At 59.9% G+C, this 22735-nt stretch carries 22 protein-coding genes and 2 pseudogenes; 22 read left to right on the forward strand and 2 right to left on the reverse strand.

What is annotated here, in order from left to right; all coding sequences use genetic code 11:
* The first annotated feature begins 184 nt into the window (after positions 1 to 184).
* From IAE33_RS03550 to IAE33_RS03615, 14 genes are all read left to right on the forward strand, one after another.
* Positions 185 to 2152: a DNA topoisomerase III gene (locus IAE33_RS03550; RefSeq protein WP_201162218.1), complete on the forward strand. Its 1968-nt coding sequence runs from the start codon at positions 185 to 187 to the stop codon at positions 2150 to 2152.
* A gap of 741 nt (positions 2153 to 2893) precedes the next feature.
* Positions 2894 to 3439: an STY4534 family ICE replication protein gene (locus tag IAE33_RS03555; RefSeq protein ID WP_201162219.1), complete on the forward strand. Its 546-nt coding sequence runs from the start codon at positions 2894 to 2896 to the stop codon at positions 3437 to 3439.
* A gap of 67 nt (positions 3440 to 3506) precedes the next feature.
* Entirely contained in the window at positions 3507 to 3764 is a 258-nt protein-coding gene (locus tag IAE33_RS03560) for a hypothetical protein (RefSeq protein WP_201162220.1), read from the forward strand.
* Between the two features lie 66 nt (positions 3765 to 3830).
* Positions 3831 to 4325 (forward strand): JAB domain-containing protein, encoded by a 495-nt coding sequence (locus IAE33_RS03565; protein ID WP_201162221.1) that lies wholly within the window; start codon positions 3831 to 3833, stop codon positions 4323 to 4325.
* A gap of 64 nt (positions 4326 to 4389) precedes the next feature.
* A complete protein-coding gene (locus IAE33_RS03570) occupies positions 4390 to 4770 on the forward strand; it encodes a hypothetical protein (protein ID WP_201162222.1) in 381 nt (126 codons plus the stop codon).
* Positions 4771 to 5008: 238 nt separating this feature from the next.
* Positions 5009 to 5410 carry a PFGI-1 class ICE element type IV pilus protein PilL2 gene (pilL2, locus tag IAE33_RS03575; protein ID WP_236406041.1) on the forward strand — a complete coding sequence of 134 codons (402 nt, stop codon included), beginning with the start codon at positions 5009 to 5011 and terminating at the stop codon, positions 5408 to 5410.
* Positions 5407 to 6081, forward strand: a complete 675-nt coding sequence (locus IAE33_RS03580; RefSeq protein ID WP_201162226.1) for a hypothetical protein — start codon at positions 5407 to 5409, stop codon at positions 6079 to 6081. The genes pilL2 and IAE33_RS03580 overlap by 4 nt, the downstream gene beginning before the upstream one ends.
* Before the next feature lie 2 nt (positions 6082 to 6083).
* Positions 6084 to 6803 (forward strand): TIGR03759 family integrating conjugative element protein, encoded by a 720-nt coding sequence (locus IAE33_RS03585; protein WP_201162228.1) that lies wholly within the window; start codon positions 6084 to 6086, stop codon positions 6801 to 6803.
* Entirely contained in the window at positions 6785 to 7336 is a 552-nt protein-coding gene (locus IAE33_RS03590) for a transglycosylase (RefSeq protein WP_201162230.1), read from the forward strand. The genes IAE33_RS03585 and IAE33_RS03590 overlap by 19 nt, the downstream gene beginning before the upstream one ends.
* Positions 7333 to 7752 (forward strand): integrating conjugative element protein, encoded by a 420-nt coding sequence (locus tag IAE33_RS03595; protein WP_201162232.1) that lies wholly within the window; start codon positions 7333 to 7335, stop codon positions 7750 to 7752. Before IAE33_RS03590 ends, IAE33_RS03595 begins: the two co-directional genes overlap by 4 nt.
* Positions 7753 to 7761: 9 nt before the next feature.
* Positions 7762 to 9888 carry a type IV conjugative transfer system coupling protein TraD gene (traD, locus tag IAE33_RS03600; protein ID WP_201162234.1) on the forward strand — a complete coding sequence of 709 codons (2127 nt, stop codon included), beginning with the start codon at positions 7762 to 7764 and terminating at the stop codon, positions 9886 to 9888.
* Positions 9889 to 9922: 34 nt separating this feature from the next.
* Positions 9923 to 10651 (forward strand): TIGR03747 family integrating conjugative element membrane protein, encoded by a 729-nt coding sequence (locus IAE33_RS03605; RefSeq protein ID WP_201162235.1) that lies wholly within the window; start codon positions 9923 to 9925, stop codon positions 10649 to 10651.
* Positions 10652 to 11045: 394 nt separating this feature from the next.
* A complete protein-coding gene (locus IAE33_RS03610; protein ID WP_201162237.1) occupies positions 11046 to 11294 on the forward strand; it encodes a hypothetical protein in 249 nt (82 codons plus the stop codon).
* A 126-nt stretch (positions 11295 to 11420) separates the two neighbouring features.
* Positions 11421 to 12755: a methyl-accepting chemotaxis protein gene (locus IAE33_RS03615; RefSeq protein ID WP_201162239.1), complete on the forward strand. Its 1335-nt coding sequence runs from the start codon at positions 11421 to 11423 to the stop codon at positions 12753 to 12755.
* A 984-nt stretch (positions 12756 to 13739) separates the two neighbouring features.
* Here the strand turns inward: IAE33_RS03615 and IAE33_RS03620 are convergent.
* A pseudogene (locus IAE33_RS03620) lies at positions 13740 to 13924 on the reverse strand (hypothetical protein); the annotation flags it as partial.
* Between the two features lie 296 nt (positions 13925 to 14220).
* Here IAE33_RS03620 and IAE33_RS03625 point away from each other — a divergent pair.
* Positions 14221 to 15708, forward strand: coding sequence for a DASS family sodium-coupled anion symporter (locus IAE33_RS03625; protein WP_201162241.1), 1488 nt, complete (start codon positions 14221 to 14223; stop codon positions 15706 to 15708).
* A 98-nt stretch (positions 15709 to 15806) separates the two neighbouring features.
* Positions 15807 to 16817, forward strand: a complete 1011-nt coding sequence (gene adhP, locus IAE33_RS03630) for an alcohol dehydrogenase AdhP (protein ID WP_201162243.1) — start codon at positions 15807 to 15809, stop codon at positions 16815 to 16817.
* 527 nt (positions 16818 to 17344) lie between these two features.
* Here adhP and IAE33_RS03635 read toward each other — a convergent pair.
* On the reverse strand, positions 17345 to 18139 hold the full coding sequence (locus tag IAE33_RS03635) for a substrate-binding domain-containing protein (RefSeq protein WP_201162244.1): 795 nt from the start codon (positions 18137 to 18139) through the stop codon (positions 17345 to 17347).
* Positions 18140 to 18446: 307 nt separating this feature from the next.
* On the opposite strand from IAE33_RS03635, the gene IAE33_RS03640 reads away from it, so the two are divergent.
* From IAE33_RS03640 to IAE33_RS03665, 6 genes and pseudogenes are all read left to right on the forward strand, one after another.
* Positions 18447 to 19388 (forward strand): chromate resistance protein ChrB domain-containing protein, encoded by a 942-nt coding sequence (locus tag IAE33_RS03640; RefSeq protein ID WP_201162246.1) that lies wholly within the window; start codon positions 18447 to 18449, stop codon positions 19386 to 19388.
* Positions 19381 to 20751 carry a chromate efflux transporter gene (gene chrA, locus IAE33_RS03645; protein WP_201162248.1) on the forward strand — a complete coding sequence of 457 codons (1371 nt, stop codon included), beginning with the start codon at positions 19381 to 19383 and terminating at the stop codon, positions 20749 to 20751. Before IAE33_RS03640 ends, chrA begins: the two co-directional genes overlap by 8 nt.
* 208 nt (positions 20752 to 20959) lie before the next feature.
* Positions 20960 to 21421 (forward strand): annotated as a pseudogene (locus IAE33_RS03650) (transposase); the annotation flags it as partial.
* A gap of 356 nt (positions 21422 to 21777) precedes the next feature.
* The gene (locus tag IAE33_RS03655; RefSeq protein ID WP_201162250.1) at positions 21778 to 22113 is read left to right on the forward strand and encodes an integrative conjugative element protein, RAQPRD family; all 336 of its coding nucleotides are present in this window, start codon (positions 21778 to 21780) and stop codon (positions 22111 to 22113) included.
* On the forward strand, positions 22100 to 22339 hold the full coding sequence (locus tag IAE33_RS03660; RefSeq protein WP_201162252.1) for a TIGR03758 family integrating conjugative element protein: 240 nt from the start codon (positions 22100 to 22102) through the stop codon (positions 22337 to 22339). Before IAE33_RS03655 ends, IAE33_RS03660 begins: the two co-directional genes overlap by 14 nt.
* Before the next feature lie 15 nt (positions 22340 to 22354).
* Entirely contained in the window at positions 22355 to 22732 is a 378-nt protein-coding gene (locus IAE33_RS03665) for a TIGR03745 family integrating conjugative element membrane protein (RefSeq protein ID WP_201162254.1), read from the forward strand.
* Positions 22733 to 22735 lie beyond the last annotated feature (3 nt).

The following is a 22735-nucleotide window of genomic DNA, read 5'->3' on the forward strand; positions in this document are numbered from 1 at the left end:
CCCCCTCCCCCCCCCCCCCGATAAGCAATTCGCCCTGAAATTTCCGAAGATCTTGGCGAGCGATCTCGCTCAATGCAAGTAACGTGTGCACCAGCCGGCGAACTGATCTCGCCGATTTCGGCTTTACCCTAGCGTTCTCTTCCCATTCCCCCACCCTGTCGGTACCCACCGAGAGGGTCTGCGTATGCGCTTGTTCATTTGCGAGAAACCATCTCAAGCCCGCGACATCGCTCGGGTGCTGCAGGCCAGCCGGCGGGGCGATGGCTGCCTGCAGGGCCCGAATGTCACCGTCACCTGGTGCGTTGGACACCTATTGGAAACCGCCCCACCTGAAGCCTATGGCGCTTACAAACGCTGGTCGCTGGACGATCTGCCGATCATTCCCGACTGCTGGCAGTTGGTGGCCAAGCCGAAGGTTGCCGCCCAGTTGAAGGTGATCAGCCAACTGCTGCGCACCTGTGCCGAAGTGGTCATCGCCACCGATGCGGATCGTGAGGGTGAGATGATCGCACGGGAGATTCTCGAGCGCTGTCAGTACCAAGGGCCGATCCTGCGCCTGTGGCTGTCCGCCTTGGATGAGGCTTCGATTTGCCGGGCGCTGGCCAGCCTGCTCCCGGGAGAACAGACCTTGCCGCTGTATCACTGTGCGCTGGCCCGCTCCCGCGCGGATTGGTTGGTGGGCATCAACCTGAGCCGACTGTTTACTCTCCTCGGTCGCCGTGCCGGTTTCGATGGGTTGTTGCCGGTGGGCCGCGTACAGACCCCCACCTTGCGCCTGGTGGTCGAGCGCGACCGAGCGATTGCGAGCTTTGTGCCGCAACCCTTCTGGAGAGTTGACGCTCAGCTGGAGGCTGACGGCGTCAGTTTTAAAGCTCAGTGGCAACCGCCAGCGACGGTCTGCGATGACGCTGGCCGCTGCCTCGATGAAGCGGCCGCGAAGCAAACCGCACTGCGCCTGTGCCAACAACGGACGGCCTGTGTTCAAAGTATCGAGGTCGAACAGGTCCGTGAGAGCCCGCCGCTGCCGTTCGACCTGGGCACGCTGCAGGAGGTCTGCTCGGCCAAACTCGGGCTTGGTGCCCAGGAAACCTTGGGGATCGCCCAGGCCCTGTACGAAACCCACAAAGCCACGACTTATCCGCGAACCGATTGCGGCTACCTGCCCGAGACCATGTTCGACGACATGCCCCGCATCCTCCATGCACTGGTCGCCGCCAGCCCTTCACTGGGGCAGGCGATTAAAGAGATCGACCCTTGCCGGCGCTCTCGTGCTTGGAACAACGGCAAGATCACCGCGCACCACGCCATCATTCCTACCGCGATCACGCTCGACCTGACGCAGCTTTCCGAATCTGAACGGTCGGTCTATGCACTGATACGCGCCCGTTACCTCGCGCAGTTTCTCCCTGAGCATGAGTACCTGAAGACCCAGGTGCTGCTGCAGTGCCAAGCCGACCCACTACTCGCGCGCGGCAAGCAGATCCTAGCCCGCGGCTGGAAAGCGGTGATCAACGAAACCCACGGCAATGAGCCCGGCGAACAGACGCAGCGCTTGCCCACACTCCGCGAGTCCGTTTCGGTGGCGCTGACTGACGCCGCTGCCATTGCCCAGCGCACGCAGCCGCCGAAAGCCTACACCGAAGGCACGCTGGTCAAGGCGATGAAGACTATCGCCAACCAGGTGAACGATCCGCGACTCAAGCAGAAGCTCAAGGACAGCTGCGGTCTCGGCACCGAAGCCACCCGCGCGGCGATCATCCAGGGCCTGATCGACCATGGTTACCTGTCCAAGAAGAAACGCAGCCTGGCCGCCTCAGCCGCGGCCCACACCCTGATCGAAGCGGTGCCGCCGGAAGTGGCCGACCCGGTGCTGACGGCGCTGTGGGAACAGGCACTAGACCGCATCGAGTCGGGACAGTTGAGCGTGGAGAGCTTTCTCGCCAAGCAGGCCGAGTGGCTGACCCGATTGGTGCGCAGTAACGCCTCGCTCACCCTGCGCACACCACCCAGCAAGGGGCCTTTTTGTCCGGTATGCCGCAGCGCCATGCGTCAGCGCAAAGGCCGTAGCGGCACCTTCTGGTCCTGCATCCGCTATCCGGAATGCAAGGGCACAAAGCCGGTGGCAAAACCCAAGCGGGCAAAAAAAGCATGACTTGACGGCACCCCGCAGCGCTGGTGTAGTGATCAGGCCCCTCGCCGCTTGGCGACCCCAGACCGATTCGCTCCGGGCAGTTCGGTCAGACTCATTGAGTTCGGAGCCACCCTCACCACCTCTTCGGAGGCCTTCTCAGCGTTCCAAGTCCTCTAGGCGGATGACCCATGCAGCTTGCACTAGGCCGTACGGGTCATCCGCTTCGGCGACGATGCTCAGCCCCGGTGCCCGCCGGCGAAATACTGGGCACCTTTTGTGCGCGGATGCGTGCCAGTTGGTTCCGGCCCAGGCCACGACAAGGGTCGGTTGATCCAGATGGATCGGCAACGGAGATTTAGCGACGAACTCCGGTGTCACATCGCCGGGTCAAAGGTGGTCCAACTCCTCCTAGCCTGGTGACCGTCGGGCTATTTTTTCGCCGCTGAAAATCCACTGAAAACCACCCGCTTCCGCTCGCTCAGATCGCCTGCAATCCTCGGTTGACGCTCCTTTGGCAGGGTTCTATAGATGAGTTGCACTCTGCTGTCGTTGACAGCACCCAGGCAGCCAGGACCTTCAAGGCTGCGCCCGCTTCGGGTGGTTCTCCCCAAGTGCGACTCGCGCTCGGCAGCTCGCACGGTCATCGCCCTGTCGATGATGAGCGCCCTCTACACCGATCACGATTTGCACCTCTCCCTTGCGGACCTCACCAGCCGCCAGGGCCGGTGGATGTCCGCGTTTCTGCTGAACAGGAGCTCCACCATGACTACTGCAAGCAATAACGCCCCCACCACCTACTTCAACCTGCACACCCAAGGCATCGGTTATCTGAACCGTGTTCGCGAAGTTCCGGTCCGCCGTGGACAAGCGTTCATGGCCTGTGACATCGCGGCCTTGCACGGTGCCTCGGACGACGTCGAGTACACCCGCTTCGATTGCAAGGTCGCGAGCGGCGAAGCAGACCGGCTGATCCGTGAGCACCTGGACGACGTCCGCGCGGAACGCAAGGTACTCATCGCGTTTCGCATCGGCGATCTTTGGGTCGATCCGTTCCTGTATGAGAAAGGCGAACGCAAGGGGCAACCAGGCGCCAGCCTCAAAGGCCGCCTGATCTTCATCGAGTGGATCAAGGTCGATGGCCAGTTCAGCTACCGTGCGCCCGCCCGCACCGACGCTGCCGCCGCTGCTGAAGGTGCTGAGCAAGCGGGGGCGGAAGGAGATAAGGCAGACACTGACGGTGACTCCGATCAAGGTCAGCCAACTCCAACCCCCGCGCGCAAACCCACCGCAGCCCGTCAGTCTGCCTGAGGCAGTATGACCACCAGCAACAGGCGCTCCCAAGAGCGCCTGTTGCTCATTCACGGCGGAGGTCGCCATGGAAAGCTTCTGGCTCTGTGAGGACTGCCTGCAGGCGGTTGCCTACGACGACTTCAGCGCGCTGTCGCTCTACTACAGCGAGGCTGAAGTCGAAAAACGCATTACCCATATGCGCACTCAACTGCAGGCCCTGCTGCCCCTGAGCGCCGATTTCGATCCGCACACCGGCGCAGGCATTCAGGCCTTTTCCACCCACCCGTGCGAGGTCTGCCACAGCCCGCTGCACGGTGCGCGTCATCGTTTTACACGTCTGTGACTCAACTCTCTCATCTGCCTGGGGCACTCCCCCAGGGGGCGCTCCGCCTCCCACGAGGAATTGCCAATGAAAACTGCTCAGAACCAGGTCGAGGGTCTCGACCCTGCATTGGCCCAGCGTGCCCGCGAGGATGCGCTGCTGACCGAAGCGCTGGAATTGCTGGATCAACGTTATTTCCAGCGCGGCGAGCAACTGATCTCACCGTGCGATGCAGCGTCCTATCTGAAACTGCAGCTCGCACCCTATCACCACGAGGTGTTTGCACTGCTCTGCCTGGACTCGCATCACCGCGTGCTGAGCTTCGACATCCTCTTCACCGGTAGCATCGACGGCGCCTCCGTGTACCCGCGCCAGGTCGTCGTCAAAGCACTCGAGCACAACGCTGCTGCGGTAATTTTCAGCCACAACCATCCCTCCGGCTGCTCGGAACCGAGCGGCGCTGATCGGGTGCTCACCAACCGCTTGATCGAGGCCTTGGCCCTTGTTGAGGTACGTGTGCTGGACCACATCATCGTGGGTGAAGGCACGCCGCTGTCGCTGGCCGATTACGGCTGGATCTGACCATCGCCACCACTTGGAGGGTCACCGCTTGTACAGGGTGACCTTCAAATTTTGGAGCGCCATCATGTCCACTCCTCTTCGCAATCCATTCCTCCGCGGCTTCCAGGACCTGAGTTACGAACGCGTGGTGCAGATCAGCTACGCCGACGACTGCCCACCCTGCTACCGATCCCTTCACCCTGCGCTGCATGACCTGCCGGATGACGGCATCAATTTCCAGCCGTGCCTGTTCGATGATAACTTCGCGGTGATCACGGATGGCGAAAGCGTGCCCGAGTTTGTCCGCATGCAGTGCCCTGCCGACGGCATCGTCAGCCAGGTGCTCTATCAGGTCACAGGTGTGCTGCGCCTGCTGCTACTGGCCGGTGAGGCTGATATCCGCCTCCTGATCTTTGACCCCGATGCGACCCCGCTGCCCGAGCTCCCCCTGTTCACCGAAGACTGACCTCAAGGCGCCCCTGGGCGCCTTTTTCGTGGTTGCGCCAGCATAATCCGGTCGGCGAGATTCGATTTTTCAGTGGGGGCGCGTCCTAGATTTTCGACAAGGTGTCGGCATCTTTTGTCGAGACCTGGTCATGCATACCTCCACATTATTCTCGCTTGGACTGATGCTCACGTTGCTCGGCTGCAGCACGCCGCCACCAGCGCCGGCCCCTGCACCACCCACACCAGCCCCGGCTCCAATGGCCAAGCCAACGCAGCTGGTACCCGCCTGGGTCCGACAGGACCGCTACACTCTGGCCAGTACCCGGCCAACGCTGGAGCAGCGCCAACCGCTGTATCAGCTGATCAACCTCCAGATCGCCCCCGCGCTGCACGCGACGGTCGGTGAAGCGCTGCATCACGTGCTGCTGCACTCAGGCTACTCCCTCTGTCCCGAAAACCCTGCCGTGGCGCGGTTATTCCACCGCCCCTTGCCTGCCGTGCATCACGACCTCGGACCGATCTCGCTGCTGGATGCCTTAACCATCATCGGCGGCCCCGCCTGGCGACTCGACATCGATCCGGTCGAGCGGAGCGTGTGCTACGCCCTGCGCCTCCCCACGCCCGAACCACCCTTCTCGACACTGGAGCCCGCACCATGAAGGTTCACCATTTTCAGGCCTTGGTGATCGGCGCCCTGTGCCTGGGTGCTGCCGTCCTCGCGGCTGCAAGCTACAACCAGCATCAGCAACTGGCTGAACTGCAGACCGCCGCACGCAATGCGCCGGCTGATCCAGGCCCGTCACTGCGTCGCGATATCGGGGAATTGCGCACCACGCTGTCCACGCTGTCGCCACAAGTCGCGGCCCTGAAAGACGCCCAGCACCAGCACACCAGTGCGCAGGCAACGCTCGGCCAGCAACTCGATGAGTTAGCGGCGTCCGTCAGGGTCCTGCAGGCGGTACCGCCAGGACCGAGCAGCGCCGATCTGACCGCTTTGGAACAACGCATGGGCGCGGCAGAAGTGGCACTCGAGAAGCTGTCGACCGCTCCTAAGGTGCCAGAAGCTACCGCCGCATCCCAATCTGCCGCCATCCACGAAAAATCAAAAGCCAAGGCGCCGCAGCCACCCTTCACCCTGCAGGGGATCGAGACGCGCGGCGCCATCAGGTTCGTGACCGCGTTGCCTGCCGGCACCCATGCACTGTCCACCGTGCACCTGCTCCAGCCCGGTGACAGCTTGAACGGCTGGCGGCTACGGGCGATTCGCGAGGGCCAGGCCGTGTTCCACGTCCCGGGCCATGGCAATCGCACCCTGCCCGTGAGGAGGTGAACGTGCATAGGTTTTCCGCGGTTGCGCTCATCCTGTTGCCGGCTTACGTGTTCGCCGACCAGGGCTCGAGTGTCGCCAAGCATGTCGACGCTCAGGTGCAGTTTAGCGAGCAGTCGCCGCTGGCACGGCAGGCGTCTACAGCAGACCAGGCCAAGGCCTGGGGCCTGACAGACGACGAATGGGCCACGTTTGAACGCCTGCAGACCGGCCCCCGCCATTACTGGTCGCCGCAACTTGACCCGCTCACCACCCTGGGCGTCGAGGCCACCTCGGACAAGGAGCGGCAGCGCTACGCAGAGCTGCAGGTCCGTCTGGAAGCCAAGCGGGCCGAGCGCGAACTGGCCTACCAGAAAGCCTACACCGCAGCCTGGGCACGGCTGTTTCCGGGTCTGCAGCCCGTGCAGGGGATGAGCGATGATGCTGGTCCCTCAAGCAGCAGCCGCACGGCGCTTTTCGTGGAAGAGCACTGCGCCGCCTGTTTGAGCAGCCTCCAGCAATGGCTACTAGCCGGTGCCCGGCTGGATGTGTACCTGGTCGGTAGCCAAGGCAACGACGCGCGACTGCGCCAATGGGCGCAGACCGCAGGCGTCACTGCCGCCCAGGTCAGCGGCGGCCAGGTCACCTTGAATCATGACCGCGGCCGCTGGTTCGCATTGGGTGCCAGCCGGCCCCTGCCAGCCCGCTATCAGCAGGTGGACGGAAAATGGCAGCGCATCGACTGATCCTAGCCCTGGCAATGGTCGGTGCCACCGCCGCTCACGCAGGTACCTTGCCGCCGGCGTATCAATTGGCGGCCGCGCGTGCCGGTATCCCCGCTTCGGTGCTGTTCGCCATTGCCTTGCAGGAAAGTGGCACGCCGCTGCGCGGTCACCTCATGCCCTGGCCCTGGACCCTGAATGTCGCTGGGTCACCGCTGCGGTTTGCTCGACGCGACGAGGCGTGTGCCGCACTCAGAGATGCACTCAGTCGCCACGATCCCAAGCGTATCGATGTCGGGCTGGGACAGACCAACCTGGGATATCACCCAGACCGCTACCCGAGCGCCTGCGATGCCCTCGATCCCCGCGCCAACCTCGCGGTCACCGCCGAACTGTTGCGCGCGCACTATGCCGACACCGGTGACTGGGTTGTCGCTGCCGGCCGCTATCATCGGCCTGCCGGTGGTGATCCTGCGGCGCGCTATCGCCGGCAATTCAGCGGTCACTGGCAACGCGTCCAGTCCGTCGCGTCGGTCCCCGGACGGACACAGCCATGAGCTGTTTGCGCTGGATGGCCCTGGCCCTATGCAGCTGGCAATCGCTGGCCGCGAGCGCTGAGTCCAGTAGCTCACCCGCCCCCTCCACGCTGAATTGGGTGCTGCCGGTGCACAGCGCTCACCTCTCGCCAGGCACCGTTCCACCTAGGGCGTTAAGCCTGCCAGCCATGACGCCGCTGTTCCTGGTTGGCCAGGACACTACCTCCCTGGAATGGCTGTCGCGGCACGCCCAGGAGCTACAAGACTTGGGCGCCAATGGGTTGGCGGTTGAGGTCGACGACGTGCGGGCGCTGCGCCGCATCCAGATGACTGCGCCCAAGCTGAACATCTGGCCGGTCAGCGGTGACGACATCGCCGAGCGGTTGGAGCTGGAGCACTACCCGGTGCTGATCACGCCCACCGGCTTGGAACAGTGAGGACACCTCATGGGCGAGCACGCGATGGAATCTCTGCTGCGCCCGGCGGTGGAACTGTACACCGTGGGCATCTGCGCCGGCGCCGGTGCGCTATGCCTGCACTCGCCCTGGGCCGTGGCCCTGTCGCCTGAGGTAGGGGCTGGCATGGCCCTGGCCTACACCGCGTTCGGTCTGAAGCGGCTCAATGAGGCGCGGATCGTCCTGCGCTATCGCCGCAATATCCGCCGCCTGCCACGCTACTCGCTGACCAGCCAGCAGATCCCGGTGAGCAGCAAGCGCCTGTTCATGGGCCGAGGCTTCCGTTGGACGCGCCTGCACACGCAGCGCCTGCTCGAAGCTCAGGACCCGGCGCTGGCCCCTTATGTGAACCAGTCGACTGCACACCAATGGGCGCGACGGATGGAACAACTGCTGGAGAAGGCTCCGCCGGGGCTGTCGCTGCTGCCTCGCCTGACCACGTGGGACAGCCCATTCAACCCTGTGCGTCCGTTACCTCCGGTGGGAGGCTCGCCATTGCTGCACGGCGTCGAGCCGAAGGAGCAGGAAGCCAGCCTGCCGCTCGGCGAACGGGTCGGACATACCCTGGTGCTGGGCACCACACGGGTGGGCAAGACGCGCCTGGCCGAGGTCTACATCACCCAGGACATCCACCGACCGAACCGGGAGGTGGTCATCGTTTTCGACCCTAAGGGCGATGCCGATCTGCTCAAGCGCATGTACGTCGAGGCCCGTTGCGCCGGGCGTGAGCATGAATTCTATGTGTTCCACCTGGGCTGGCCGGAGATCTCCGCACGCTACAACGCCATCGGCCGCTTCGGGCGAATTTCGGAGGTGGCCACGCGGATTGCCGGCCAGTTGAGTGGCGAGGGCAACTCGGCGGCCTTCCGCGAGTTCGCCTGGCGCTTCGTCAACATCATCGCCAGGGCGCTGATTGAGCTCGGCCGGCGCCCGGACTACCTGCAGATCCAGCGACATGTGGTGAACATCGACGCGCTGTTCATCGAGTACGCCCAACACTTCTTCGCCCGCCATGATCCCCAGGCCTGGGAAGCGATCGTGCAGATTGAAGCCCGCTTGAACGAGAAAAACATCCCGCGGCACATGATTGGTCGGGAAAAGCGCGTCGTTGCCATCGAACAGTACCTGACCGCCAAGCGCATTTTCGACCCGGTGATGGACGGCCTACGCTCGGCCGTGCGCTACGACCGCACCTACTTCGACAAGATCGTGGCGTCGCTGTTGCCGCTGCTGGAAAAGCTCACCAGCGGTAAGACCGCGCAGCTGCTGGCCCCGAACTATTGCGACCTGGACGACCCACGGCCGATCTTCGACTGGCTGCAGATCATCCGCAAACGCGGCATCGTTTACGTCGGCCTGGACGCGCTGTCGGATGCCGAAGTGGCGGCGGCCGTCGGCAACTCGATGTTCGCCGACCTGGTTTCCGTCGCCGGCCATATCTACAAGCACGGCATCGACCACGGCCTCCCAGGCTCCTCCAACGCAGCGGACAAGGTACCGATCAACCTGCACGCCGACGAGTTCAACGAGTTGATGGGCGATGAGTTTATCCCGCTGATCAACAAGGGTGGCGGTGCCGGTATCCAAGTCACCGCTTATACCCAGACCTTGAGCGACATCGAGGCGCGTATCGGCAACCGGGCCAAGGCCGGCCAGGTCATCGGAAACTTCAACACCCTGCAGATGCTGCGCGTCCGGGAAACCGCGACTGCGGAACTGCTGACCAACCAGCTGCCCAAGGTCAACGTGCAGACACGCACCTTGGTCTCAGGTGCTACGGACACCGCCGATCCGGATGCCCGCACCGACTTCACCTCGTCGTCGCAGGACCGGGTCACCACCACTGCCGTGCCGCTGATCGAACCCGCGCATATCATCGCATTGCCCAAGGGGCAGATGTTCTCGTTTCAGGAAGGCGGGCAACTGTGGAAGGTGCGCATGCCGCTACCGAAACCGGCCAGCGATGATGCTATGCCAGAAGACCTGCAGACCCTGGCGGTGCGCATGCGTGAGTCCTATAACGCTAACGCGGGGAGTTGGTGGAGTAGCGCAGGCGGTGCGCCGACGATCGATTTTGACCCCGAGATACCACTACCTGGGCGCAAACGTGCCTCATGAGCCTCGCGCCAACAGTCGATTATGTGGAGTTCCTATGCCCACCACCGCAGCCAGTCCTCGTCCAGTACCGCGACGCCCAGGACTCATCATCAGCTTCGTCGAGTTGTGCCTATGTATGCTCGGCCTGTTGTTTGCTTCGCTGTTATTTTCCATCGGATTAGAGCTTGTGGGTATGCTGTGGTTCTGGCCAGAACAAGGTTGGCATCACAGCCATGCAATGTGGGTGCGTGAACTGGGCTGGCTGAACGACCACTTCAAGCGATCGCTGCTCGTACAAGATCCAGCGCAAGCGATCGCGATCATTCTTGAGCATCTGAATGACTGGGTTTGGACTCGGTCTGGATTGGCTCGATCCGACGTCCAACTGAAGCTGCTCAGCCGCGAGACGTCGCTACAGGGAGAGCTTGCTCAGGCATACGTTGCGGTACAGGACTATCTGCTGGCAGCCTTATTCACCGTCCTCACATTTATAGTTCGCGTGGCCGTCCTGACGCTGGCCATGCCCCTGTTCCTACTGGCTGCAATCACCGGCGCGGTCGACGGATTGATGCGCCGCGATCTGCGTAAGTTTGGGGCAGGCCGTGAGAGCAGCTTCGTCTACCACCGAGCGAAACGAACACTGCTCCCCCTTATCCTAACCCCTTGGGTGATCTACCTTTCCCTCCCATGGTCGCTCAACCCCAACTGGGTATTGCTGCCATGTGCTGCGCTTTTAGGATGTATGGTGGGGATCACAGCGGCGGCATTCAAAAAATACCTTTGAGTGGTTGCTATTGCCCCTCTTCCTCCTTGAGAACAACAAGGGGCCAAGCCCAGCCATTCGAAAGTCTCGACAAGCTCACGGCAGATTCAATGCAAGCGAGTACCCCGCTTGCTGGACTTACCACTTGGAACGATAAAGATGGACTGCATCACCAACTATAACCTTGAGATTTCAAGCTTTTAGTTGCCTAGGCAAATGGCCTTGTGCAATCCTTGCTATGCGCCGCTCATCGGCGCCGGGTGTGAGAACCCGATCAAGAGTCTGCGGGTCGCGTTATGGCGGTCCGCAGGGCAGGCGTTCGCGCCTGGCCGGTGGACTCTTGCCGGTTTCTCACCCCTGCGGGTCGCCACCATTCGCTTTCGACGGTGGCTCAAGCAACCATGGAGGTGCCGGTATGGATCATGCCGAAAATGCGACCAAGCCCAGCATTCATGCGGAGCGTGCATACGCGCTCATTCTTTCGGGCGTTATAGAGTGCAGCACTGCATTAGAGCAGCGATTGTTGCTGGATTCGCTTGTCTGTCAGTGTGCTGCCTTTACGCGCATACTCAGCGGTGAGCAGGAGTTTTTCGACCTGTTAGAGCGGCTTAAATACATTGATTTTAGTCATGCCGATTGGCTGCTACCTCGACAAAATCACTGAAGTCTATTCAGGTTTTCCTACCGAGTAACGAATACCCCGTGCAGCGAGGTGGGTGACGTCACGTAAGGTTTCATTGCCAACCGCCAAATCAGACCGTAAGCCAATCTACATTTCTGGAGTAATGTCATGTTCAATCGGGCGCTGAAACGTGAATTGGCAGCCAGGACATCAGAGGTTGCTGCTTACAAAGGGTTGATTGCTGCTTTAGACCGTTCAATGGCGATAGTCGAGTTCAGTCTGGATGGCAAGGTTCTGCGAGCCAACGACAATTTTCTCAATGCCATGGGTTACCGAGCAGATCAAGTGTCAAGCATGTCGCACCGTGATTTCTGCTCCCCCGCCTTGATGCGCAGTGCTGAGTACAACGATTTTTGGAGTCAACTGCGAGCGGGAACATTTGTGTCAGGAACGTTTCAACGCTTCAGCGGGAAAGGGCGGAGTATCTGGCTGGAAGCTAGCTATAACCCCGTGAAGGATGAGCGCGGGGAGGTCTTCAAGGTGGTCAAGTACGCGCTGGACGTTACCCAACAGGTGACTAAGGATGCGGAATCACGGGCGAAGCTGGTAGCGCTGGATCGCGCCATGTCAGTGATTGAGTTTGATTTGAACGGAAATGTTCTGACTGCAAACGACAATTTCCTTAATACAATGGGTTACACCGCGAAGGAGCTGAAGGGCACACACCACCGATTGTTTTGTGAGTCCAGTTTAGTTAACAGCAACGAGTATGGAGAATTCTGGCGTCGTTTGAATACAGGTGAATTTTTCAGCGGCCAGTTCAAGCGCATCGGTAAACACGGCAGGGTTGTCTGGCTAGAAGCGACCTACAACCCTGTCTACGATGCCGATGGAAAACTGGGAAAAATCGTAAAGTTTGCCAGTGACATCACCGAACGAGTTGAGCGATTTGAAGAGGATTCACGCAGCGCATCGCGGGCGTACCATATCTCCACCGAAACCGAGAAGTTCGCCGGACAAGGCGCTGAAGTTATTCAACAGACGGCAAGAGAGATGCGCCTGATTGCAGAGAACATTGGTACTTCGGCACGGCTGGTAGGACAATTGGGTGATCGCTCTGAACAAATCACTGCCATCGTCAACACCATTCGAGGCATCGCCGATCAAACCAATTTACTTGCCCTCAACGCAGCCATTGAGGCTGCCAGAGCAGGCGAGCAAGGAAGAGGATTTGCCGTGGTCGCCGATGAGGTGCGACAACTGGCAGGACGAACAAGTCGATCAACAGCCGAAATTGCCGACCTAATCAGCAAGATACTTTCTGAAACCAGAGACGCTGTAACCAGTATGAGTGCAACCCAAGATGGAGCGCAGCGAGGTGTCACGCTAGCAGATCAGGCCGGCCTAGTAATTCTTCAAATCCGCACTGGAACGAGTGATGCCGTTGAGGCTGTGAGTATGTTTGCTTCAAAGCTGGATGAGTCTGATTTCGCTTCTCAATAGTGCGATAGGTTGGGTCGGATGAGGCGCGCGAGTCGGGATGTGCTTGGACATAAAAGGCCACAAGTACAGGACCAACATGCAGATTATCTAGACTAGATACAACGGATTGTCATGCTCCTTCCACACGCCGTCGGAGCCCAGGCTTTTGGAAAAGTACACCCGGCGCTCATGGTGTCCCCGCCCTTAAGCCAGGGCTCAAAAATATTCGCTGGCGCTTGAACACAACATTAAAGCCCCTTGACGTGGCACGTCGTTGTATTTTTCCGGTTTCTATGAATGCTAGGACAGATCATATGTTCTCTCCGTGGATAGCTGAAGAGATTGTAGAATCTCAGCCCCTAGCGGCTGATCTACTGATTCACACTCTACAGTTATCAAGCCCGTCCACAGGACACGTTAACGCCAATAAGCAACGATGACCTAGTCTTTGCGGTTGGTCACGACACTTACCTCGCCTGGGAGGCACATCTGACAACCCGAACAAAAACCTATAGAGAATTTCAATATCCGCCATTGATTAAGGCAAATGGCCGCTATCGACTCAGATCTGTAAAGTCGAATCGTAAGAATTGGTTGAATAGTGAAGGCCGCATGCATGGATAGCCAGTATGAGATCCATTTCGTCCGTTCAGGGCACAAAGAGGTCATTCGTGTGTCTAGTCACCACATGTCTGAAATACGGGCATGGAAAATCGCTCTCATGCGCGCGGGGGTATGTTATGGCGAGCTCACACAGCTTATAGCGAGTGAGAGCATCATGGCACTAGCCAAACGCTTATCGGTCTCTGGGGTACGGTGGAATAAGGCAAGCCATACCATATCATTTGCGGAACGCTCCTCCCTGCTGTCGTTAAGGCTCTGCGACAAAGACTAGAGCTGGTGAACCCACTGGTTCCGGTCATAGCCAGCCTATTGACTGCCCAATCGATCCGAATGCGACAACGCTGCGGAACTCCCGGCGCATTGCCGCGGCATGCCACGTTGTCAAACGCTTAAGCGCTGCTGGACTAACTCCGTGGTCAGCGTCGCCTCAGGCTTTTTTGCAAAGACCTTACTGCGGCAGCAGCAAAAAGCAGGATCAGGGCACCGAGCATTTTCACCACGAACACGCACTCCAACAAAATACCCATGTCGGCCTGGAACTTGATGAGTGAGAAAGCCCAGACCGTGTTTATGCCCATGAAGTTACCTTAGCCTCTTAACCGTTTATCCGCGGCCACCGTTACCCCTGAAATTAGCGTGATCGGCTCGGTCAACAGCGCGCTCCCGAAACTAGATAGATTTTTATACTTTCGCTCGAAGACCGCTTGCAGACTCAGTCATACTCTGGAGTTCATTGATCTTGTCCGCTGCATCTTTTAACGCCGTGGGTAACTACTCAGCTAACCCATGATCTGAAGCAGTTTTACCGTGCGCAACCCGCGCTATGCTGCCTAGCACTTTTATTGCAGCCAGTGAGCGAACCATGACGGACCATGCCTCACAGCACCCCTCGCCTGCTGCTGTGCGCTTTCCACCCGGGCTGATCATCGCCTGCCTGGCATTGGCTGGGGTCTTATTCCTGCCGTTTCCCGAGACCTTGCCTGTAGCAGGCCAGCGCATGCTGGCGATCCTGGTATTTGCCGTGATCGTGTGGATCACCGAGGCAGTTTCCTACGAAGCCAGCGCGATCATGATCACCTCGCTGATGGCCGTGCTGCTGGGCACCGCGCCGACCTTGGCCGACCCTTCGGTGAGCTATGGCTCTGCAGCGGGCGTGTCGATGGCGTTGTCGGGCTTTGCCAACCCGGCGTTGGCGCTGGTGGTCGGCGCATTATTCATCGCCGCGGCGATGACCCATACCGGGCTGGACAAACGCATCGCCCTGGTCACCCTGACCAAGGTCGGTGCAAGCACCCGACGGGTATTGCTAGGGGCGATGATCGTCATCGTCCTGCTCAGCCTAGTGGTGCCCAGCGCAACGGCGCGCAGTGCCTGCGTGGTGCCGATCATGATGGGGGTGATCGCCGCATTCGGGGTGCCGGCGCGCTCCAACATCGCTGCAGGAATCATGATCATCGTCGCCCAGGGCACCAGCATATGGAACGTCGGTATCCAGACCGCAGCGGCGCAGAACCTGCTGACCATCGGCTTTATGGACAAGATGCTGGGCGCGCGGGTGTCGTGGCTCGACTGGCTGATCGCCGGCGCGCCTTGGGCGCTGATCATGTCGGTGGTGCTGATCGTGCTGGTGTTGAAGCTGCTGCCGCCGGAAAGTGACAGCGTGCCCGGCGGCATGGCCGGGGTCAGCCAGAGCCTGGCCCAGCTGGGGCCGATGGGCGCCGCGCAAAAACGCCTGGGTGTGGTCTCGCTGCTATTGCTGTTGGCCTGGGCCACTGAAGGTCGCCTGCACCCGTTCGATACCACGACCACCACCTACGCCGGCCTGGTGGTGCTGTTGCTACCACGCTTTGGCGTGATGACTTGGAAGGATGTACAAGCGCGCATCCCGTGGGGCACGGTGATCGTGTTCGGCGTCGGCATCAGCCTGGGTACCACCTTACTCACCACCCAGGCCGGGCAGTGGCTGGGCGCGCAAGTGGTGCAGCACACCGGCCTGGATCAGCTCAGCTCGCTAGGAGTGCTCGCGGTGCTGGGCGCCTTTCTGATCCTCATCCACCTGGGGTTCGCCAGCGCCACCGCGCTGACCTCGGCGCTTCTGCCGATCTTGATAGCCGTGCTGCAAACCCTGCCAGGCGACTTCAGCCGCATCGGCATGACCATGTTGCTCGGCTTTGTGGTCAGCTTTGGCTTCATCTTGCCGATCAACGCCCCGCAGAACATGGTCTGCCTGGGCACCGACACGTTCACCCCGCGCCAGTTTGCCCGGGTCGGCCTGTGGGTCACGGCGATCGGCTATGCGCTGCTGCTGGTGTTCGCCAGCACCTACTGGTCTTGGCTTGGCTGGATGTAAACCCGAGCAGGGTCATGCGCGCAGCCGACGCTTCATGCGTATTGGCTATGCTGCCCCTGCAATAGCTCAAGCTCACTCAGCATTACTCGGAGGCATGTATGAAAGCTGCTGTTGTTGCCCAAGGGCGTCGCGTCGAGGTCGTGGACAAAACCCTGCGCCCGCTCAAACACGGTGAAGCGCTGCTGAAAATGCAGTGCTGCGGCGTTTGCCACACCGACCTGCACGTCAAGAACGGCGATTTCGGTGACAAGACCGGGGTGATCCTCGGCCATGAAGGCATCGGTATCGTTCAGGAGGTCGGCCCCGGCGTAACCTCGCTCAAGCCAGGCGACCGCGCCAGCGTGGCCTGGTTCTTCCAAGGCTGCGGCCACTGCGAGTACTGCAATAGCGGTAACGAGACGCTTTGCCGTGACGTGAAGAACTCCGGGTATACCGTCGACGGGGGCATGGCCGAGTCGTGTATCGTGGTGGCCGATTACTCGGTCAAAGTGCCGGATGGGCTCGACTCTGCCGCCGCCAGCAGCATCACTTGCGCAGGTGTCACCACCTACAAGGCGGTGAAGATCTCCAACATCCGCCCCGGTCAATGGATCGCCATCTACGGCCTCGGCGGGCTGGGTAACCTGGCCCTGCAGTACGCCAAGAACGTGTTCAACGCCAAGGTCATTGCCATCGATGTCAACGATGAGCAACTGCGCTTTGCCAGTGAGATGGGCGCGGATCTGGTGATCAACTCACGTAGCGAGGATGCCGCGAAAATCATCCAGGAGAAGACCGGCGGCGCCCACGCTGCGGTGGTCACGGCGGTGGCCAAGGCGGCGTTCAACTCGGCGGTCGATGCCCTGCGTGCCGGTGGCCGCCTAGTCGCGGTAGGCTTGCCGCCAGAAGCCATGAGCCTGGACATTCCGCGGCTGGTGCTCGACGGCATCGAAGTGGTCGGCTCGTTGGTTGGCACCCGGCAGGACTTGCACGAGGCGTTCGAGTTCGCCGCGCAAGGCAAGGTCGTGCCCAAGGTGACCCTGCGCCCGGTCGAAGACATCAATCAGATTTTCGACGAGATGCAAGAAGGCAAGATCAAAGGCCGCATGGTGATCGACTTCAGTCGCTGAACATGCCCTCAACTCGGCATGGGTCAGCCAGCCTATGCCGAGGTATCGCTCGTGGCGCTACATGAACAAATGTCCATGTGCCCGGTGAAGCTACTGATAGCGGGCAGAGCGGGCTGGGGCTCTCGGCATACTCCATTCGGGTACTGACTTTGAATGCCTGCCCATGTCCCACGCCATCGCCCCTGAAGCACTCCGCCACAATGCCGAACGGCTCGAGAGAACCCCTCACAAAACCGCGTACCGGACTATACACTCCATCGTATCAGCACATAAGCGAAGCGGACATTGTTGTCATTGACGGTGAGCCCTGGGGTGATCCACCCCTCCCTTCTCAACTCTGTAAATCCCAATTGGGTGCTATTGCCATGCGCTGCGTTGCTTGGGTGAATGGTGGCAATCACCGCTACAACCTTCAAAAAATACCTTTGACTGTCCGCTATCAACCCATAGCAGACGCTCGCAGAACGAAGACTGCGGCAAGATCTTCGTATTTTGCCGAGTCCCAGTTTCGATGTCGGCGCTCGCTGTCAGCTTGCTACATGGGGTAGCGGCGTCAAGCCACTATCTTTGATCGCGGCGTCGGCTTCTGGCGATGCCAGATAGTCGAGGAGCGCCTGGGCTGCGGCATGATGCTGGCTCTTGGTGACGACAGCGCCAGAATACATCGTCATTTTCTGCGCTTCAGCCGGTATCAGACCAACGATGTCGATCCCCTTTACTGGCTTAAGCTCACTGAGCTGTTGGAAGCCGATCTGTGCTTGGCCGCGAGCGATCACCGCGCCGACAGGCTCGGCAGGTATCATGTGAGCCTTGGCCACGAACTGGTCACCGAGCTGCAGGCGAGGGAACAGGGTCTTGGAAAGATAGACGCCGCTTGCGCTGTCGGAGTATGCGACAGAGCTGCTGTTTTGCAGCACTGTGCGCAATGCCTGCATGGTGCCTATGTCCGGCTTCGATTCGCCTTTGCGAACGGCCATGGCAATGAAAGACTTTCCGAGATCAATTCGGCTGGTCTTATCGGCTAGACCGCTGGCGACCAAGTTGTCGAGCGCCGAACCTACCATCAGAACTACATCCGCCTGCTCACCGCGGGCGAGCCTATTTGGGACGGCCTGTGGGGTTTCCCCCATCGAAGGCGCGGCTAGAACTTCCAGCTTCACGCCGTATGTCTTCTCATAAGCTGGCGCCACTTCCCGGATAGCGCCCATGATGCCGCCGGAACTAAGAACGGTCAGCGTTTCCTCACCACCTTGCACAACGTCAGCAGCCGAGCAGACGAATGAGGTAGTTAAGAGGGTGGCACAGAACAGCATTCGAAGCATCAGAGCTTTCTCCACTAGTAAAGGAACGGAATCTTACCGGGGCGGAGCTCAAGCTTCTGATTAATCGACGATTAAGAATGTTTTACTTTTCTATCCGCAATTGGCATGTATGGAGCAGGCAGCTGACCCTTTTCGACCCAGCGGTCGGCCGTTGAGGCAAAGAGGTTGGCTCCAGCAGCTTGCGAATACCCAGGAGGAACGGGTAAGCGCGACTAGATGCTGTTCAGCACGCTCAATGAATACCCGTTGCATTTGGCTAGATCTTGATTAATGTAGAGATAGATATATTTTATGTCGAGTTTTCTACATGATCTATTGGTCGCTATTGATCCTTGGGCTGCCGACGGCCAACGCCACCGAGCGTATGCGCGCCTGGAGAACCCTGAAGGCCTCAGGTGCAGCTGTGCTGCGGGATGGTGTGTACCTGTTGCCGGAAAAAAGCGCGGGCCGCGAAGCGTTCAAAGCAGTGGAGCGAGATGTGCTGGCAATCAACGGCACGGCATTTCTGCTATCGCTGCCTGAACGCGAGGAGCGCTTCAGCGGGCTATTTGACAGACGCGATGAGTACGCCAAGCTCATGGAGGAAATTGCAGGCTGCCGAGCTGACTTGTCCCCGGATGATGCGCTGCAGAAAGCCCGGCAGGTACGCAAGCTCAGGAAGGCCTTCGGCCAGTTGGCGGCGATCGACTTCTTCCCAGGCCTGCTCAAGAACCAAGCCGATTCGGCCCTGCAGGAGCTTGAGACCGCGATTAGCCGTGCACTGTCCACCGACGAGCCGAGTGCGCACGATGAGGCCATCAACCAGCTGGAGCGCAGCAAATACCAAGGTCGCCGATGGGCAACGCGAAAACGCCCCTGTGTGGATCGGTTGGCCTGTGCCTGGCTAATCCGTCGCTTCATCGATGCCGACGCCGAATTCATTTGGTTGGACAGTCTCAGCGACTGCCCAAGCGATGCACTCGGCTTTGATTTTGATGGGGCCAGGTTCAGCCACGTCGGCCAGCGGGTTTCATTCGAAAATCTCATTGAGAGCTTTGCCGTTCAGCAGCAAGGTCTGACACGCCTGGCAGACGTCATTCACTACCTGGATGTAGGGGGAAACCAGCCTTCCGAAGCACCCGGTATCGAGCGTGTCCTCGCCGGCTTGAGAGAGAGCATTGGTGATGACGATCAACTGACAATGGTCGCCGGAAGCATCTTCGATGGCCTGCTGACGGCTTTCGCAAGTGAGGAAGCCCAAAATGGTTGATACTACCTCCGCGGTGAGCGAGCAGCCGCCATCGCAAGCGGCTCAGCAACCGATCGGCCTCTATGAAGCCTTCCTGTTCTGGCTCAAGTTGGGCTTCATCAGCTTTGGCGGGCCCGCCGGGCAGATCTCGATTATGCATCAGGAACTGGTTGAGCGCCGGCGGTGGATCAGTGAGAAGCGATTTCTGCACGCGCTGAACTACTGCATGTTGCTGCCCGGTCCTGAAGCTCAGCAGCTCGCGACGTACATCGGCTGGCTCATGCACCGCACCTGGGGCGGGCTGATTGCCGGCGCATTGTTCGTACTGCCTTCGCTGTTCCTCCTGATCGGCTTGTCCTGGGTCTATGTCGCCTTTGGCGAGGTACCGGTAGTCGCGGGGATCTTCTATGGCATCAAGCCAGCGGTCACGGCCATTGTCGTCCATGCCGCCCACCGGATTGGCTCGCGAGCCCTGAACAATGGTTGGCTGTGGGCCATGGCTGGTGCTTCGTTCGTGGCCATCTTCGCCCTCAACGTGCCGTTCCCGCTGATCGTTCTGGTGGCCGCCATCATCGGCTATATGGGTGGTCGCTTCGCCCCAAGCAAATTTGTGATCGGCGGCGGTCATAGGGCTTCAAAGAACAGCTATGGCCCTGCCCTGATCGATGACGATACCCCAACACCTGAACATGCCCGTTTCAGCTGGGGGCATCTAGTACGTCTTATTCTGATAGGTGCCACGCTCTGGGTCCTGCCTATGGGGCTGTTGACGCTGTCATTTGGCTGGGACGGAACCCTGACGCAAATGGGCTGGTTCTTCACCAAGGCCGCACTGATGACGTTTGGCGGTGCATACGCTGTGCTGCCCTATGTGTATCAGGGTGCTGTCGGGCACTACGGCTGGATGACACCAACCCAGATGATCGATGGCCTCGCCTTGGGAGAATCCACGCCGGGGCCATTAATAATGGTGGTTGCTTTCGTCGGCTTTGTCGGTGGCTACGTGCACCCGATGTTCGGTGCGGAGCACCCATTTGTTGCTGGCGCGGTCGCGGCGAGCCTCATCACCTGGTTCACCTTCCTGCCGTCGTTCATCTTCATCCTTGCTGGCGGCCCAGTGGTGGAGTCAACTCACAACGAAATGAAATTCACCGCACCGCTGACGGGCATCACCGCCGCTGTGGTGGGGGTTATTCTGAACCTCGCCATGTTCTTCGGCTACCACGTGCTCTGGCCAAAGGGCTTCAGTGGGACGTTTGATTGGCCTTCAGCGGTGATCGCGGTTGCTGCAACAGTTGCTCTGTTCAGCTTCAAGCGCGGAGTGATACAGGTGCTATTTGCCTGCGCACTGGCCGGCCTGGCGGTTCACATGTTGCGTGTATGACACCAGAGGATATGCCCGGAAGGTAAGCACTTCGGGTCGGTCGCGGCTTCTTCTAACGACGTCCACAGGCCGCGCCTATGTGCTTTTTCACGTTGTAGATAAGCTGCCGTTCACCAGTGTCCGCTTTGCGTCGATTCTGTTGAAAAAGTAGCTCCCCTGTCTGGCCTGCAGCAAAATCTGCGCATCGGCCAGCAGGGAAGCACGCAGCATGATGGGACAGTTATCGAGTGGGCAGGAACGGCTGTTTTACTCATTCAACCTTGAAGACCACATCCCCGCCAATCACCTTCTGCGTAGCATTGATCGGTGTCTCGATCTGAGCGACTTGCGCCATTACCTCGCCGATTTTTACAGCCCGATTGGGCGTCCGTCGATTGATCCCGAACTGATGATCCGCATGCTGATCGTGGGCTATTGCTACGGCATTCGCTCAGAGCGGCGGCTGTGCGAAGAGACCCATTTGAACCTGGCGTATCGCTGGTTCTGCCGGTTGAGCCTTGAAGATGAGGTCCCCAATCACTCGACCTTTTCCAAAAATCGACACGGCCGTTTTCGGGACAGCGATCTGTTTCGCTGGCTGTTCAATGAAGTGCTGCGTCGTTGCATGGACGCTGGCTTGGTCAAAGGTGAAGGCTTTGCCGTGGACGCCAGCATCATCAAGCAATCCGCGCGACTCTCAGTTTTCGACGTGTTTACTACGTTTTCACACAGCCTGGGTCGATTGCGGACATTGCTAAACCACCAGAGCGCGTTTTGAAAAAAACAAGTGACGCCAGACAGAAAAGGATGGCTTCTTTTCAACCCAGTGCTGCGGCGAATGCTTCAGGCGCTCCTCTGCCAGAGCACCAAGGCCACACACACAGGCGCGATTCAAGCTGAGCTGCCCTTTTGAGACTGAGGTATCTCGCCCCTGCTAGCGACTCCGCTGCCGGTGCGATAAAACCGAGCCCTCCACATTCCCTTTAGCGCATGCCAACGCCAGCCTAACTGATCATGGTGAAGACCAGTTACCAGCTGGATTCTGCCATGACGCGTTCTCCCTACCCCTTACTCGTAGTCTGCTTGGTTGCCCTCACGGCCGCCGCTCAGGACGTGCGCGAGCGCTCAGATCTTAGATTGATGCAGCGGCAGATCGATGCCATCGAGCTGTTGGCTGATCGAGCACACAGCAGCGCAACCGGCACTGACCGAGTTCGTTATCGCTTCGACTACCCCAGGTTAACGGCAGACTTGGAGCGCGTCCGGCACGGCATCAGCAACTACCTATCGCCCTCACGTGCGCAGCCAACTGACCTGGTCGAGCTGACTGTTGATTACCGTGCTGAAGCGCCGCACTCGAGCCCTTCCGATGAGCATGACTGACGCCCAACTCAGCGCGTTCTCTGCCGTTGCCGGGTTCACCCCGCAGCTCAGTTCCGTGCTGTGGCGCTCATCGGTGTTAGTACTCGCATTGCTCTGGTGCGCCTGGGCGCTGTGGACCGGTTACCGCGGCTGGGCGGCAGGTAACCTCAATTTTGGTGCGCTCGGCGGCAGCACGCTGCGCCTGTCCCTCGTCCTGATCGTGCTGATGTTTTTCATGCTGTCGTAACCAGGAGACCTTGCCATGAACCTCTCCCGCCACTACCCCCGCCCGCTTCTCTTGCTGCGGGATACCTGCTCGAAAGCCCTGTTCGGCTGTCTGGTTTTGCTGAGTTCGACGTTCGCCAGGGCCGACCTGCCAACCATGGAAGCCCCCTCCCGGGGTGAAGGTTCGGGGCTGATCGACACCATCAAGAACTACGCCTACGACGGCGGCATCCTCCTCGGACTGTTGATCGCCACACTTGCCTTCCTGGGCGTGGCCTGGCATTCGCTCACGGTCTACGCCGACGTACAGAACCAGCGCAAAACCTGGAAAGACCTCGGCGCCGTGGTCGGCGTCGGCGCGCTGCTGGTAGTGGTGATCCTGTGGTTCCTCACCAAAGCCGCGACGATTCTATGAGGT

The sequence above is a fragment of the Pseudomonas sp. S60 genome (genome assembly GCF_016647865.1).
Lineage (GTDB): Bacteria > Pseudomonadota > Gammaproteobacteria > Pseudomonadales > Pseudomonadaceae > Aquipseudomonas > Aquipseudomonas parafulva.